14 protein-coding genes are annotated in these 15,194 nt (G+C 39.2%); 1 reads left to right on the top strand and 13 read right to left on the bottom strand.

Features of this window, described 5'->3' with window-relative positions; translation table 11 throughout:
• Nucleotide 1: 1 nt before the first annotated feature.
• The 12 genes from pheS to IAE53_RS00225 form a co-directional block, all read right to left on the bottom strand.
• Complete coding sequence (gene pheS, locus IAE53_RS00280) at nucleotides 2-1,051, bottom strand: phenylalanine--tRNA ligase subunit alpha (RefSeq protein WP_010278606.1); 1,050 nt, start codon at nucleotides 1,049-1,051, stop codon at nucleotides 2-4.
• Between the two features lie 256 nt (nucleotides 1,052-1,307).
• Nucleotides 1,308-1,676, bottom strand: a complete 369-nt coding sequence (locus IAE53_RS00275) for a helix-turn-helix domain-containing protein (RefSeq protein WP_010278609.1) — start codon at nucleotides 1,674-1,676, stop codon at nucleotides 1,308-1,310.
• 63 nt (nucleotides 1,677-1,739) lie between these two features.
• A complete protein-coding gene (locus IAE53_RS00270; RefSeq protein ID WP_148423227.1) occupies nucleotides 1,740-2,669 on the bottom strand; it encodes a phosphoglycerate dehydrogenase in 930 nt (309 codons plus the stop codon).
• Entirely contained in the window at nucleotides 2,669-3,109 is a 441-nt protein-coding gene (locus IAE53_RS00265; RefSeq protein ID WP_148423228.1) for a nucleoside 2-deoxyribosyltransferase, read from the bottom strand. The genes IAE53_RS00270 and IAE53_RS00265 overlap by 1 nt, the downstream gene beginning before the upstream one ends.
• A gap of 11 nt (nucleotides 3,110-3,120) precedes the next feature.
• Nucleotides 3,121-3,513, bottom strand: coding sequence for a cytidine deaminase (locus IAE53_RS00260; protein ID WP_010278613.1), 393 nt, complete (start codon nucleotides 3,511-3,513; stop codon nucleotides 3,121-3,123).
• Between the two features lie 58 nt (nucleotides 3,514-3,571).
• Nucleotides 3,572-5,362 (bottom strand): oligoendopeptidase F, encoded by a 1,791-nt coding sequence (pepF, locus tag IAE53_RS00255; RefSeq protein WP_200135769.1) that lies wholly within the window; start codon nucleotides 5,360-5,362, stop codon nucleotides 3,572-3,574.
• A 77-nt stretch (nucleotides 5,363-5,439) separates the two neighbouring features.
• Nucleotides 5,440-6,441, bottom strand: coding sequence for a competence protein CoiA (locus IAE53_RS00250; RefSeq protein ID WP_200135768.1), 1,002 nt, complete (start codon nucleotides 6,439-6,441; stop codon nucleotides 5,440-5,442).
• A 47-nt stretch (nucleotides 6,442-6,488) separates the two neighbouring features.
• Nucleotides 6,489-7,940: an ABC transporter substrate-binding protein/permease gene (locus IAE53_RS00245; protein ID WP_148423231.1), complete on the bottom strand. Its 1,452-nt coding sequence runs from the start codon at nucleotides 7,938-7,940 to the stop codon at nucleotides 6,489-6,491.
• A gap of 54 nt (nucleotides 7,941-7,994) precedes the next feature.
• On the bottom strand, nucleotides 7,995-8,741 hold the full coding sequence (locus IAE53_RS00240; RefSeq protein WP_004915796.1) for an amino acid ABC transporter ATP-binding protein: 747 nt from the start codon (nucleotides 8,739-8,741) through the stop codon (nucleotides 7,995-7,997).
• The gene (locus IAE53_RS00235; RefSeq protein ID WP_010278623.1) at nucleotides 8,738-10,180 is read right to left on the bottom strand and encodes an ABC transporter substrate-binding protein/permease; all 1,443 of its coding nucleotides are present in this window, start codon (nucleotides 10,178-10,180) and stop codon (nucleotides 8,738-8,740) included. The genes IAE53_RS00240 and IAE53_RS00235 overlap by 4 nt, the downstream gene beginning before the upstream one ends.
• A 74-nt stretch (nucleotides 10,181-10,254) precedes the next feature.
• Entirely contained in the window at nucleotides 10,255-11,241 is a 987-nt protein-coding gene (locus IAE53_RS00230; RefSeq protein ID WP_139967275.1) for a GMP reductase, read from the bottom strand.
• A 186-nt stretch (nucleotides 11,242-11,427) separates the two neighbouring features.
• Nucleotides 11,428-12,483, bottom strand: a complete 1,056-nt coding sequence (locus tag IAE53_RS00225) for a BMP family protein (protein ID WP_200135767.1) — start codon at nucleotides 12,481-12,483, stop codon at nucleotides 11,428-11,430.
• Nucleotides 12,484-12,656: 173 nt separating this feature from the next.
• Here IAE53_RS00225 and IAE53_RS00220 point away from each other — a divergent pair, with 173 nt between their 5' ends.
• Nucleotides 12,657-13,661: a sugar transferase gene (locus tag IAE53_RS00220; RefSeq protein WP_200135766.1), complete on the top strand. Its 1,005-nt coding sequence runs from the start codon at nucleotides 12,657-12,659 to the stop codon at nucleotides 13,659-13,661.
• A 10-nt stretch (nucleotides 13,662-13,671) separates the two neighbouring features.
• On the opposite strand, the gene IAE53_RS00215 is transcribed toward IAE53_RS00220, so the two are convergent.
• Nucleotides 13,672-15,009: a PTS sugar transporter subunit IIC gene (locus IAE53_RS00215; RefSeq protein WP_148423234.1), complete on the bottom strand. Its 1,338-nt coding sequence runs from the start codon at nucleotides 15,007-15,009 to the stop codon at nucleotides 13,672-13,674.
• Nucleotides 15,010-15,194: the final 185 nt, after the last annotated feature.

Below are 15,194 nucleotides of genomic sequence, written 5' to 3'. Positions count from 1 at the left end.
ATTAATTCCCCTTTCGATTAAATTGTGACAAAAACCGAACATCATTCAGATAGAATTGTCGAATATCATCTACACCATACTTCAACATTGCAAGTCGATCAGGTCCCAATCCAAAGGCAAACCCTGAATATTTTTCAGGATCAACACCGTCCATGCGCAATACATTGGGATGCGTCATACCCGCTCCCAAAACTTCAATCCATTTAATATCTTCTGGTTTTGTATCAGGTGTCACCTCATCCCAGGAAACATCGACTTCAACAGATGGTTCCGTAAATGGAAAGTATGATGGACGCATCCGAATTTGATGCTTTTCACCGAACAATTCCTGCATAACGGATAATAAAGTACCCTTTAAGTCTGCCATAGTAATATTTTCACCAACAACCATGCCTTCAACTTGATGGAATTGGTGCGAATGTGTGGCATCATCAGTATCACGTCGGTAAACTTTGCCCGGTGCAATCATTTTCAGAGGCCCCTTAGAAAAATCATGTTTCTCTAACGAACGTGACTGAACAGGTGAGGTCTGCGTACGAAGCAAAATTTCTGGCGTAATATAAAATGTATCCTGCATGTCACGGGCTGGATGATCTTTTGGCAAGTTTTCTCTTTCAAAGTTATACTCATCCGTCTCGACTTCTGGTGAATCAACTGTATCATCAATTACTTGAAAGCCAAGACCCAAAAAATGTTGCTCAATTTCATCAATAATCTGTTGTAGTACGTGCGGTTGACCAATTAGTGCTTTGGTGCCTGGCATTGTGACGTCAATTTTTTCTGCTTCCAACTGCTTGGACAAAGCTGCTTCTGCCTCAGCAGCTTTTTTTTCGGCCAATAATTCAGTAATCGTTTGCCGAACATCATTACCAATTTCACCGACTGCCTTGCGGTTTTCAGCAGCGACATCCTTCATGCCCTTCAATAAAGCAGTCAACTCACCTTTTTTACCCAATAATTTAACACGCAATTGTTCAATATCGGCATCTTGTGAATTAATGCGTGAAACAGCAGATTGTTTCAGCTGTTTTAAATCATCAATTAAACTCATCATTTTTCCTTTCTAACAAAAAATCCCATGTTATCTTAAAAAAGATAACATGGGACGTCAAATAAACGCGGTACCACCCAAATTTCTGAACATCGCCAGCTTTGGTGTCCGTAACGTGGACTAACGTTGGCGATTAAGCCATTACTCCTGACTGAAATTCATCATTAGCTACCCACGGTCTTCCACTATTCACCGCTCGCTATTGGCGCTTAATCATTACTAGGTCATTCATCGCAATCTTACTATGTCTATTGTATCAAACTTCTGTCATGCTGTCAGGCACTTCAAGTTTTGCAACATTATTGAATTTATCAGCCCATTCGTGAACTGCTTTCATCATTGGTCGCATCGCTTCGCCAGCCTCAGTCAATTTGTATTCAATCAAATTAGAATCTTCATAAGTTTGACGAATCACTAAATGCGCTGCTTCTAGTTCTTTTAAACGCTCGACCAAAACGCGGTCTGAGCAAGCTGGAATAGCACGTGAAATTTCTAAAAACCGCTTTGGACCACTGACTAGTAACGTTTCAATAATCATTCCGTTCCATTTACGACCAAGAATTTCGAATGTTTTTGTAAAATTTTGACATAAAAGATTTTCTGTATGTTCTGCCAACTTTGCCATAATTATTCCTCCAGGCTCTTGTGTTCATTCTAACACAATCTTATACTATTGACAAAAAGTAAGCTAATTAACGGGGAAACGTGGTTGCTCCCCTGATAAGACTCTGACAATATCTTCTGCTGCTTTAATGGCAACATTATCCATTGCTTCTTGCGAAATCATAGCGACATGTGGCGTCACAAATGCATTGGGTAATTGTAGTAATGGATTATCGGCACTAATTGGTTCATTTTCGACAACGTCCAAACCAGCGCCAGCAATCACATCATTTTTAAGGGCATCAATCAATGCCACTTCGTCAATCAATGCACCCCGTCCAATATTAACTAGCACCGCTGAAGATTTCATCTTTGAAAAAACATCTGCGTTAATCATGTGCGTCGTTTCTGGTGTTGCTGGTAATGCTGTCACAATAAAGTCAGATTGTTCATAAATTTCATCTAGTGTGGCCATCCGACCGTTCACTACCTCATGTGAATGTCTTGCATAAGCTAAAACGTTCACATCAAAACCAGTTAACAATCGATCAATATTTTGACCAATGTGCCCAAAACCGATGATTCCTACTGTTTTACCTGATATTTCCTGACCATTATGCGCTGCTAAGTAATCAGCATTTGTCGTATCTGTGAGTAATTCACGACGCTGGTAATATAGGCGACCAGCCATCAACATGTGCATGATGGCCGTCTCGGCCACAGCGGTAGCATTTGCACCAGGTGTATTTGTCACGACAATATCATGCTTGGCGGCAGCAGCCAAATCAACGTTATCATAACCGACACCGTGTCGTGCAATCACTTTCAAATTAGGCATCTTAGCCATCAATGATTCACCAAAAGGGTGCATCATTATCAGAATACCATCAACGTCTGTGTGCGACAAAAAGTCATCGTCACTCGCCTGATCGCTAATAATAACCTCGAAGCCCTTTTCTTCCAAATATTTAACCGCTTTTTTTGCTGTTAAATTCGCAACCAAAACTTTTTTCATTAGAATAGTTCTCCTGTAAATGGTATTTTCGGTGTTTGCTCAAAATTATATGTTTTTAAAGTTTCTGCTGCTGTCAGATAAGCCGTTAAAGATTCAGATAACATCAAATTAACAGGAAATTGTAGCTCATTGACGACCACTATTGGTTTTTTAGCAACCCAAGCCATTCCTTGTTCAAAGGCCGTACCCGAATCAGCGTCGTTATCACGATAATCAATCACAGATACAATAATATCTGCTGCCATGACATTGGTAACGTCTCTTTGAAACACTTCCGCCGCCCACGGAGCACTAAACTCCGGATTTTCGGTTTTTTGATTTTGTCGTGGCGAGTAATAATCTTTAACGGTTGGATTAGCATCTAACGCAGATTCAATACGTTTGGCACGGTCAATTTGTTCGTCTGAAAAAAAAGGTGCTGCAAGATAAATCTGAGGCATGGGTAAACTCCTTAGTGTAAATTATTAAATGCGCCTGGCATTAATTGTGCAATGTTAGTTTCAATTTCTTGCCCTTGATCATTAATTAACCAAATTGGCATGTCAGGTTCAAAAAACTCTACCATTACCTGCCTGCAAGCGCCGCATGGTGCAATTGGTTCGTCTGTCTTTCCAGAAATGACAAGACCATGAAAATGACGATGACCAGCTGCAATAGCTGTAAATATGGCAGTTCTTTCAGCGCAGTTAGTTAAGCCAAATGACACGTTCTCAATATTAACACCTTTGAAAATTTCACCATTTTCACCCAACAAAGCAGCGCCAACTGGAAAATGAGAATATGGGGTATAAGTATCATTTAGCGCCGCATTGGCAACATCAGCAAGTGTGCTTGGTACAGTCATAATTTTTCTCTCCTAACTGTTATTTTAACAAAAAAACAGCCCGATGGACCGTTTATTTTCACTTGGATAGCAGTGTTTCTAATTCAGACAGTCGTGTCTCAAAAACTGCAAAAGCTTGCTTCAAGTATTCAGCTTGACTCATGTCGACACCTGCTTTTTGAATAATATTCAACGCATAATCTGAATTACCCGACTTTAAATAGTTTTTATAATCTTGAGCACCGTTGCCATTCAAAATACGATCTGCCAGCGTGGTTGCAGCAGCTTCACCAGTAGCATACTGATAAACGTAGAAATTATAATAAAAATGAGGAATACGAGACCATTCATAAGCAATAGCTTCATCAGGAAAAAGATCTGGTCCATAGAACTTTTGATTCAACTCACCATAATAATCACTCATAACTTCAGCTGTTAAAGCAGTCCCATTAGCACTTTGTTCGTGGATCCACTGTTCAAATTCCGCAAACTGAGTTTGACGAAATACCGTTCCCTTAAAGCCGTCTAAGTATTGGTTTAAAACATAAGCACGAAACTTAGGATCACTGTTTGTTTCCAGCAAATAGTCCGTCAACAATCCTTCATTAGTTGTTGAGGCAATTTCTGCCAAAAAAATAGGGTAATCGCCATAATGATACTCTTGGTTATGGCGTGTTAAATAAGAGTGAACGGAGTGTCCCATTTCATGAACCAAGGTATAAACATTATTCAAATTATTTTGCCAATTCAACAAAATGAATGGTTTAGTGTCGTAGGCACCACTTGAATAGGCACCAGTACGCTTACCTTTATTCTCGACAACATCAATCCATCGCTCATCAAACGCCTTTTGAACAATCGCGACATAATCTGCCCCCAACGGAGCCAATGCTGATAAGACAATCTGTTGCGCCTTTTCATAGGTTACGTCAAAATCAATTTCATCAACCAACGGCACATACAAGTCATAAGAATGTACATCATCAACACCCAGTATTTTCTTACGCAACGCAACAAATCGATGTAATAATGGTAAGTTTTCATCCACAGTTGTCGTTAGTGTTTGAAAAACACTTTCAGGAATATTGTTTCCTGAAACAGCAGCTTGGCGGGCTGAATCATAGTGGCGAGTCTTAGCCAAAAAATTGTGCCCCTTTACATGTGCAGATAAGGTTGAGGCAAACGTATTTTGTAATCCAATATAACTATCGTATAGCGTTGTAAAAGCTTCTTGACGCAAATCACGGTTTTGAGATTCTAACAAGAGTGAATATAAACCATTTGTTAATGGCACTACTTCTCCGGCCTCAGTATGAACATTGCCAAATGTAATATCAGAATTGTCAAGTGCACCAAATGTTTGCTCTGACGCACCAAAAATGTCACTCGCACCTGCTAAGAGCGCTTCTTGATCGGCAGGCAACGTATGAGGCTTTTGAGCAAGTAAAACATCAAAAAAATGCTGATACTTGGTTAACTCATCTGTGGCAAGATATTTTACCAATGTCTCATCAGGAATAGCTAAGACTTCTGGTTGAAAGAATGACGTTGCTGCACTCAACTCCGCATATAAACTCTGGACCTGCGCATTATAAGCCGCATATTTAGGATTAGTAGTGTCTTGATCAAAAATCTGGTGTGCATACACATAGACTTTTTCAAATTCTCGTTCAGCTGCAAGATCTGCTTCTAATGCAGCCAACAATGCAGTGGCAGATTCACCAACATGACCAATATACTGGCTTAATTGTTTTGCTGCAGATTGAACTGACTTGAATGCCGCTTCAAACGCATCATCTGACTCAAAAATGGTGGTGAGATCCCATGTTAAATTTTCAGGAACTTCGGAACGTAATATTTGTTGTGCCATAATTATAAACGTGCGGAACACCGCACTCTCCTTATCATTCAATACTAATCATTTTATCATATTCACAGTAAATGATGTTACTTTGCGTTCAACCATTTGGGTAATCGCCGAATTAAAATATAACCACCTTGCTGTAAAATAAAATTTTGCTTTTCCAAGCTGTAGAATATTTGCTGTAATTGAACTATTTTGAAATCATCATCGCCCAAGAAATACTGAAGTAATATTTGGCTTAATTTCTGTTTTTTGATAACATGTTGTAAACCAATTTTTTCTAACAATAACACGACCAATAATCTGAAATGCCAATTCGCAATATTCAAACCAAACGTGCACCCTTGAAATATCCACTCAGGCGCATCAGGTAGTCGTCGATTATGTTGATATAAGTGATTAATTAAAAATTTATCAACACGCTGTTGCATAAGTAGACTGTGGACTTTGTAACGTTGCTTATTCACATCAAGTTGATAAGTCGGTAATTGCAGTGACTTTATAAACAGGTCACGATGCAGCATCTCAGTGTATTTTACACGTGAAAAATCAACTTTGATAAAATGGTGACGGTGGACAAACGTTTTGTCATTAGACAAATAAAAAACAAGCTGTCGTGCAGTCATAAACTTTAGAATGGTTTTTTGACTTAGATTACGATTATAATAAGTCTCACCTAAAATCCAAAGAACTTTGATTTGACAAGATTGGTAGCCTGCATTGCGTTGCATTAACTTTTTTTGAGATATTGGGCTGCATTGATATTCGATTGCTAATTTTTGCTTCCCACGGGTCAGCAGAATATCAGGGCGTTGCTGTATACTTGCAATCACAGCTTCAATTTCAACATGTCCGAATTGCTGTAAATACTGTGCTAACTGCATTTTACCCGACAAGTGGGCTGTCGTTTCATTTTCAGTTAGTGTTTGGCAAAGCGTGCCTGAATAATGGGCAAAATGTTTTTGCTTAACATCACCCACTTTTAACATCACGGGCTCACGACAACCCGGACAAAAATACGATTGATCTTTTTGTCCATCTTTAGCCAAAATGTATTTTTGACGCTGGTTATAGGCTACAATCATAAAAAAGCACCTCCAATCATATCATACGATTTGGAAGTGTTTTTGTTTTATTGCAATTTTTTTTGCGCCCAGTTGCTGAACCAAGTCAGTAATGTAATGATGATCAGGTACATGATAGCCACAATTGCCCATACACGGAAACCTTGTGAATTACGTGCAACAATTAGGGAACCGGTTTGGGTCAATTCTAACAAGCCAATCGCTGACAAAATTGAAGTATCCTTCAATGTAATAATGAATTGATTAATGAAACTTGGCACCATAATTTTTAAGCCTTGTGGCATAATTACTCGCCGCATCGCTGTTCGATAAGGTAGTCCCAACGATCGTGCTGCCTCCATTTGACCAGCTTCCACCGCTTCAAAGCCACCACGGACGAAAGCACCCGTATAAGCGCCTTCGTTGAGAACTAATGTCAACACACCGGCAGTGAAAGCAGGAATTTTGGCGCCAATCACACCAGGTAAACCGATATAAATAAAGAACGCCAACACCATGAGTGGTAAGCCACGGAAAATATATATAATCGTCGTCGACACACCACGCACAAATTTATTTTGACTAACGCCCATTACACCTAACACAACACCCCAAATTGAAGCTAAAATAATGCCAAGGAATGTGAGCGTAATCGTTTGCCATAAACCTTTCAAAAAGGCACTTTTATTTGCCTTTAATATGCCCCAAACAGAAAAATTATCCTTTTTTGCCCCCGTAAAGGTAGATTGATTGGCACCTAAATATTTTGCAACGATCTTGTCATACGTGCCATCTTTCTTAATAGCTGCAAATCCACGGTTGAATGCCGATAACAGCGCTTGATTCTCACCCTTTTTAACAAAAAATCCATACCAACCAGCGTTCCCTGGATGGTCGGCGTTCATAACTTTCAGCTTAACCCCGTTTTTGATAGCATACTGAATAACCGGCATGTCCTCAAATGTTGCAGCAGAATTGCCCACCGCAACATCATTGTACATTGTGTCTGTATCGTTGAAGTATTTAACATTAAACCCATACTTAGTTTGCAAAGATTTACCATATTCCGAAGCCGCCGTACCGGTTTTTAAAGCAACCGTTTTGCCCTTTAAGTCCTTTAACGACTTAATTTTGCTACCTTTTTTAACAATCCAAGCCACACCCGTTTTGTAGTACGGCGTTGAATGATCATAAACAGCCTTTCGTTCTTCCGTAATTGCCATGCCAGCAATGATGCCGTCAGCCTGCCCATTCGCAACAAGTTGTGCTGCCGAAGTAAAGCTCATTGGTTTTAACGTATAAGTGAAATGTTCTCGTTTAGCAATTTCTTTCAAAATATCTTGATCGATACCCACATACTGATTATTTTTATCCTGAAAATCAAACGGTGGATAAGTTGCATCAGTTGAAATTGTATAATCAGGCTCATCCGCATGAACCAAATGATTTCCAGCTGTAAAGCCAAACACAATCATTGACAGTATTGTCAACAAACCGACAAGTAAACCTTTTTTAAACATTTTTTCTCCCCAAAAAAGGTGGCGCTATGGCCACCTGTCATTCATACATCACGCTTAAGCATGCGTGACTTTACTCAAAAATTCTTGTAGACGTTCATTCTTTGGTGCATCAAATACTTGATCTGGTGTTCCTGATTCTTGAATTTTACCTGATTCAAAGAAAACAACACGATCAGCTACTTGCTTGGCAAATCCCATTTCATGGGTCACGATAATCATCGTCATTCCTGACTCTGCCAAATTTTTCATAACATCAAGTACATCGCCAACCATTTCAGGATCAAGGGCAGAAGTTGGTTCATCAAACAACATAATATCGGGCGTCATTGCTAATGCGCGCGCAATCGCGATACGTTGCTTTTGACCACCGGATAAAGAACTAACTGGCATATCCGCTTTATCGGATAAACCAACAGTTTCAAGTAACTCACGTGCCTTTTTTTCAGCTGCAACTTTGTCTAATTTTTTGAGTTCAACAGGTGCTAACATGATATTTTCTAGCACAGTGTAATTATTAAACAAGTTGAAGTTTTGAAATACCATGCCAATGTTTTCGCGAACCTTGTTGATATCCGTATTTTTGTCTGAAATATCATAGCCATCAACAATGATAGTCCCATTATCAGGCGTTTCTAACTGATTCAACATGCGCAAAAACGTTGATTTCCCTGATCCTGATGGCCCAATCATAACAACCACTTCGTTTTCAGCAATATCTAATGAAATATCGCGTAAAACATGATTTTCTCCATAGGATTTATTAACTTTATCAACATGCACTTTTACTTGTGCTTCGCTCATGAACGCGTCCTCTTTTCTACCCAATTACTAAACCATGTCAGCAATGTAATTACAACCAAGTATATCACAGCAATAATCGCCCATACACGAAATCCCTGTGAATTACGAGAGACAATTAAGGTCCCTGTTTGTGTTAATTCCAAAATACCGATTGCCGACAAAATCGACGTATCTTTCAATGTGATGATGAATTGATTAATAAAACTCGGCACCATAATTTTGAGTCCTTGGGGCATAATCACTTTATACATTGACTTACCATAAGTAAAACCAAGACTTCGTGCTGCCTCCATTTGCCCCTTGTCAACAGCTTCAAAACCACCTCGCACAAACGCACCTGTATAAGCACCCTCATTTAAAATCAGTGTAATGACACCAGCCGTAAACGCAGGAATTTTAGTGCCGATTACGCCCGGCAGCCCAATATAAATAAAGAATGCCAACACCATTAGCGGCATACCACGGAAGATGTAAATAATTGTAGTAGAGACACCCCTAATGACACTGTTTTGGCTAACGCCCATGATACCAAGTAAAACACCCCAAAGCGAAGCAAAAATAATACCAAACAAGGTTAACAGGATTGTTTGCCACAATCCTTTCATAAAGGCGTTTTCATTAGACTTTAAAATACCAAACACTGAGCTATTATCTGATTTACTGCCAGTGAACTCTGAAGCTGGGGCACCTAAATATTTGTTGACAATTTTTTGATAAGTGCCATCTTTCTTAATTGCGGCGAATCCTTTGTTAAAGGCAGCCAACAATTGTGCATTATCACCCTTTTTAACCGCAAAACCGTACCAACCAGCCTCGTAAGGGTTCGTTGGGTTCATAACTTTTAGCTTCGTACCATTTTTAATGGTATACTGCAAAACCGGCAAATCTCCAAAAGTAGCTTGTGAGTTGCCATTGATCACATCATTATAAAGCGTATCAGAATCACTAAAATAAGTGACCTTAAAGCCATATTTTTTCTGGATTGATAGCGCATAATCAGCACCAGCCGTTCCAGTTTTAATCGCAACAGTTTTACCCTTCAAATCTTTTAACGACTTGATAGTTGAGCCTTTTTTAACTGCCCAAGCAATCCCAGACTTATAGTAAGGGGTTCCAAAATCAAAAACCTGTTTACGCTCGTCGGTAATTGACATACCCGCAATCACTGCATCTGCTTGTCCAGATGTTACTGATTGCGTAGCAGCATTAAAACTCATTGGTTTAAGCGTGTAAGTAAATCCCTCACGTTTGGCAATTGTTTTCAAAATTTCTTGATCAATACCTGTATATTGATTATTTTTATCTTGAAAATCAAACGGCGGGTATGTCGCATCGGTTGTGATAATGTAGTTCGGCTGTGCGGCATCAACCTTTGTAATACCCATCATCATTGTGACAGTTGCTAAAAAAGCAACACAAAACATCCATATCTTTTTCATAATACTCCAGTATAGCAAAAAAGCTGACGAGCGTACAATATCATGTCAGTTTTCTTAACATATTTCATTTATTATTAATAACTGTCACCATTACTAATTGAATTTTTAACAATGACATAGTCAACACGTTTAAGATCTGCTAATTCACGACCACCAGCATACGAAATTGATGATTGCAAATCTTCTTTCATTTCGCGTAGCGTGGTATCAACACTACCACGATAAGGGACTAGCAATTTTTTACCTTCAACATGCTTGTATTCACCCTTCTGAAATTGTGAAGCAGAACCAAAATACATCTTAAATTTATCACCATTCATTTCGACTACTTCACCAGGTGTTTCATCATGACCAGCAAATAGTGAACCAATCATGCACATTGTCGCACCAAATCGAATGGATTTAGCTATGTCACCATTATGACGAATACCACCATCGGTGATAATTGGCTTTTTTGCTGCCTTAGCGCATAAACGTAGCGCCGCCAACTGCCAACCGCCAGTTCCAAAGCCAGTTTTCAACTTGGTAATACAAGCTTTTCCAGGTCCTACGCCAACTTTAGTGGCGTCAGCACCGGCATTTTCCAGATCTCGAACGGCTTCAGGTGTTGCCAAATTACCAGCAATCACAAAACTATCTGGCAAAGTTTTTTTGATATACTTCACCATGTCGATAACCGGTGTAGCGTGCCCATGCGCAACATCAACTGTGATAAACTCAGGAACTAAACCAGCTGATTTAAGATCATCAATAAATTGGTACTCTTCCGGTTTTATGCCCACTGAAATAGAGGCAATTAACTGATCAGATTGCATATTTTTAACAAAATCTAATCGTTTAGCTGGTTCAAAACGGTGCATCACATAAAAATAACCATTGGCTGCTAAATGTCTTGCTAACGGTTCATCAATAACCGTTTGCATATTGGCAGGCACAACTGGTAATTTAAAGGTATATCGTCCCAACTTAACCGATGTGTCTGCCTGAGAACGTGACTCAAGTATCCCCAAATTGGGAATTAGCTGCACATCTTCATAATCAAAAACTGTATTAAAATCCATTATAGTTATCCTTTTCCTAAACTCCAATGACTATTATACAGGCTTTCAAGCAGGAATCGTGACTAATCTTTGAACAAAAGACGAAAGAAAATGTAGAATAAATCAAATTGTTCGTTTTTTGATTGTTTCACCACAAATTCCTGTAAAAAAAAATCGCATTGCTGCGATCGCTTTTTGAAGCCATATTTATGGGTGAATTGGCACTTTAATATCACCAGCAATAATTTTCTTTTGTGCTGACTGAACTGCTGACCAAACACTGCTAGAAGCAGAATCCTTGGATAGGCTGACACCCTTTTCTTTCAACCCATAGGTAATTGTTTTTCCCCCAGGGAACTTGTCTTTTTTAGCTTTCGTTGCAACGTCTTCAACCGCACTATCAACACGCTTTACTGCTGACACTAATGTGAAGTTAGATGACTTACCATCTTTATCCTTGTAGTTACCATCGGTCTTTTGATCACGATCAACACCAATGACCCAGATTTTTTTATCCGAACTTGCACTCTCTTTTTGGTTTTCTGCCTTAGCTTCTGCAAAAACACCATTTCCAGCGCCACCAGCTGCTTGGAAAATCACATCAGCACCATTGGCAGTCATTGACGCCGCAATTGTCTTGCCTTTAGCAGCATCAGTAAATGAATCAGTATACTGTGTTAATACTTTGATATTAGCGTTGGTTGCCTTAACACCAGCTTTAAAGCCGGCCTCAAATGTGTCGATAACATCACCATGAATACCACCAACGAAACCAACGGTGCCACTCTTTGATTGCTTGGCTGCCGCAACGCCGGCCAAGTATGATGATTGCTCAGTTTTGAATGTCAATGAAGCAACATTTTTCTTAGTAATCACTGCGTCAATAATTGCAAAATTTGTCTTAGGATTAGCCTTGGCAACACTTGTTACAGCTGGTGCCGCCGCAAACCCGACACCATAAACTAACTTATAGCCGCCTTTAACGGCTGTTTGTAAATTAGTCTTGATATCTGAGGTATCCGTACTCTGAAAATAATTGTAGCCGCCTTTTCCTTGCTTCAAATCATTGGCTTTTCCATAAGCTTGCAACCCTTCCCAAGCTGACTGGTTAAATGATCGATCATCTATACCACCACCATCTGTAACCAAAGCCACGGCATAGCCAGAGCTTTTCTTTGTTGATTGTTGAGTTGCTGCGTAGATACCACCCGCAATAACGACGACTGCCGCCGCACCAATACCAATTTTTGCTGAACGTTGCATGTTTTTCTTCTCCCAAAAGTTAATACCTACATTATCCGACTTTACGTCTGATTTTAGGTTAAAATTTGGTTAAAAAGGTATATAATTACCGAATAATATCATCCCTTTTATAATATAGTTCGTTTTTTATCTATTTTTTTAAAAAATGGTTCGGATTTTGGTATAATGTCGCTATGACTTACTTTATCACGCACACAATTGAACCATGGATGCCGTTAGGTGCCTTGAAGGCAAAAGCGGATTATGCACAAATTGCTCAAGCACAAGGTTGGACCATTGTACCTATTGCCCGTTATAACGATGTTCGTTTTGACGATGAAACGCGACAGAACCATATTAAAAATTGGCTTAACACTGTCAAAGCAGATGATACTGTGATTCATCAATTTCCTAGCTACATGAGTTGCCACTTTGAACAACAATGGGTACAAGAGATCAATAAACGTTCCGCCCGCAGTATTGTTTTAATCCACGATATTGAACCACTTCGCCTGGTCAAAACCGATGCTTGGGAATTGTCTGTTTTAAAGCAGTACAATACTATTATCGTTCATTCAGAGGTCATGGCTAATGCCCTTAAACATATGGGCGTCAACTCAACCTTCATTATTCAACCTTTATTTGATTATCTTGGGGAAGTCCACAATTTAGCTTCATATAGCCACCTCATTAATTTTGCTGGTACTTTTCAAAAATCACCTTGGCTAAAAGATTACGACGGGCCAGAAATCAACTTATTTGGTTCTGTGCCTAAAAAATGGCGTGATTTTGTTTTCCCTAATCAGGTTAGTTACCAGGGTAATTTTGACCCGGATGATATTTTAAACCAGCTCACATCCGGATTTGGTTTGATATGGGATAATGATTTTGAAGATAAGAAATATCAAAGCTACACTAAATACAACGCACCACACAAAGCAAGTCTTTATCTCAGAGCAGGATTGCCATTGATTGCTTGGCAACAAAGTGCGCTTGCAGCTATTATCAAACAATATGATATTGGCTTGACCATCAATAAATTAACTGATCTGAAGAAAATTGATGACATATCTCTTGATCAATACCAAACATGGCAAAAGAACATTTATCCCATCGCTTCTCAACTTGCCCAAGGATTTTTTACCAAACAAACATTGATGACGATTCAAAATAAAAGCTTTAATCAAAAGTTTGATTAAAGCTTTTATTTTATCCAACAACAGCGTCGCTATCAGCTTGCTTTTCTTCATCCAAAAGCGCCTTATCAAACACTTTGAAGAACGGAATCCAAATTAATAGATCCAAAAGAATCAAAACGATTTGTAACACCGCCCCAGAAATACTTGAGGTTGCCAAGAAACCAGAAATCACTGGTGGCATTGTCCATGGTACAGGTGTACCTGTTGTACGTGCAACTAATCCTGATGACATCGCAAAATATGAAATCAAGACATTCATCACTGGCACAATCAGGAAGGGTACGATTAAGTAAACATTCAAAACAACTGGCAAACCAAACATTGTCGGCTCGTTAATGTTAAAGATACCAGGCACTAATGTCAATGGTCGCATTGCTTTGTTTTGCTTTGATTTTGCAAAAATAGCGAGTGCAATAATCAAACCTAACGTCGCACCACCACCACCAATGTAGACAAAATTATCCATAAATGGTTGTGTAATAACTTCTGGTAGAGCTTTACCTGCTTTGGCTGCATCAACGTTTTCTTGCATCAATTGCAAGAAGATAGGTGACATAATAGCACCAACTAAGTTACCACCGTGAATACCGATAAACCAGAATAGTGAGACAAGTACTGCTACTACGATCGCACCAATTAATGAACCACCAAACGCTTTTAGCGGATCTCCCAAAATCATTTGTAAGATATTATGAATAGATACCAAGCCAGTTGCTTGGAATAGCGCATAAAGCAACGCCCAGAGCAAAATAATCACAAATCCAGGAATTAGTGCCGCAAATGAGTGTCCGACGGCTGGTGGTACTGAATCAGGCATTTTAATGGTAATGTTATGATTTAAGAACCAAGCATAAATGGCTGCTGACACCAGTCCAATAATAATTGCTGCAAACATACCGTTAGCGTTTGTTGCCGAATATGCAATTCCTTGATCGGCAATTGCGACTTTAGCACCCCACGCTTGGTTGCCGTTAGCACCATTTAAATATGGTGTCGAAACGAAATAACCACCCAGTGCTAATACACCTGCTGAAATACCATCAGCCTTTGGTGATAGCAACTTGGCATAATTGGCAGCGATACCAACGACTGAAACAATACCGACTAAGTAAAAAGTACCGTAAATGATTTTCACCAACCAATTTAAGACACCATTAGCAGTAATCCATGTCACCCACATATCATTAGGGGTTGGAAAATTACGAATAATCATCGCTAAAGATCCGACCAAAATGAGTGGCATTGCCAAGGCGATACCATCACGAATAGCATTCAATGCCTTAATAGACGATAATTTCGCGCCAATCGGCACCAAATTTTTCTGTAACCAATCTGTTATTCTCTGCATGAAAGTCTCCTCCACTTCATGTTGGATGCAATGAAAGAATCTGTGAAGCGTCATTTTTTACTTCATGAGTGGCATCCATTTAAGTTGTGCTTCGTCTTTATCTTATCATGTAAACGCTTTCATGTCACGGTTTAAATCACTTTTGTGATGAAATTCTTTGAAAAAATAACTAGACCAAAAAGAGG

The organism is Leuconostoc sp. S50 (genome assembly GCF_016624925.1).
Classification (GTDB): domain Bacteria; phylum Bacillota; class Bacilli; order Lactobacillales; family Lactobacillaceae; genus Leuconostoc; species Leuconostoc pseudomesenteroides.
This window is presented reverse-complemented; position numbering and strand designations above follow the sequence as displayed.

Bases quoted from the DNA above. Each gene is read 5' to 3' on its own strand.
- IAE53_RS00250 (WP_200135768.1), bottom strand. From the start codon at position 6,441: ATGATTGTAGCCTATAACCAGCGTCAAAAATACATTTTGGCTAAAGAT.
- IAE53_RS00215 (WP_148423234.1), bottom strand. From the start codon at position 15,009: ATGCAGAGAATAACAGATTGGTTACAGAAAAATTTGGTGCCGATTGGC.
- IAE53_RS00220 (WP_200135766.1), top strand. From the start codon at position 12,657: ATGACTTACTTTATCACGCACACAATTGAACCATGGATGCCGTTAGGT.
- IAE53_RS00275 (WP_010278609.1), bottom strand. From the start codon at position 1,676: ATGGCAAAGTTGGCAGAACATACAGAAAATCTTTTATGTCAAAATTTT.
- IAE53_RS00265 (WP_148423228.1), bottom strand. From the start codon at position 3,109: ATGCCTCAGATTTATCTTGCAGCACCTTTTTTTTCAGACGAACAAATT.
- IAE53_RS00260 (WP_010278613.1), bottom strand. From the start codon at position 3,513: ATGACTGTACCAAGCACACTTGCTGATGTTGCCAATGCGGCGCTAAAT.
- IAE53_RS00270 (WP_148423227.1), bottom strand. From the start codon at position 2,669: ATGAAAAAAGTTTTGGTTGCGAATTTAACAGCAAAAAAAGCGGTTAAA.
- IAE53_RS00235 (WP_010278623.1), bottom strand. From the start codon at position 10,180: ATGAAAAAGATATGGATGTTTTGTGTTGCTTTTTTAGCAACTGTCACA.
- IAE53_RS00230 (WP_139967275.1), bottom strand. From the start codon at position 11,241: ATGGATTTTAATACAGTTTTTGATTATGAAGATGTGCAGCTAATTCCC.
- IAE53_RS00225 (WP_200135767.1), bottom strand. From the start codon at position 12,483: ATGCAACGTTCAGCAAAAATTGGTATTGGTGCGGCGGCAGTCGTCGTT.
- IAE53_RS00240 (WP_004915796.1), bottom strand. From the start codon at position 8,741: ATGAGCGAAGCACAAGTAAAAGTGCATGTTGATAAAGTTAATAAATCC.
- pepF (WP_200135769.1), bottom strand. From the start codon at position 5,362: ATGGCACAACAAATATTACGTTCCGAAGTTCCTGAAAATTTAACATGG.
- pheS (WP_010278606.1), bottom strand. From the start codon at position 1,051: ATGAGTTTAATTGATGATTTAAAACAGCTGAAACAATCTGCTGTTTCA.
- IAE53_RS00245 (WP_148423231.1), bottom strand. From the start codon at position 7,940: ATGTTTAAAAAAGGTTTACTTGTCGGTTTGTTGACAATACTGTCAATG.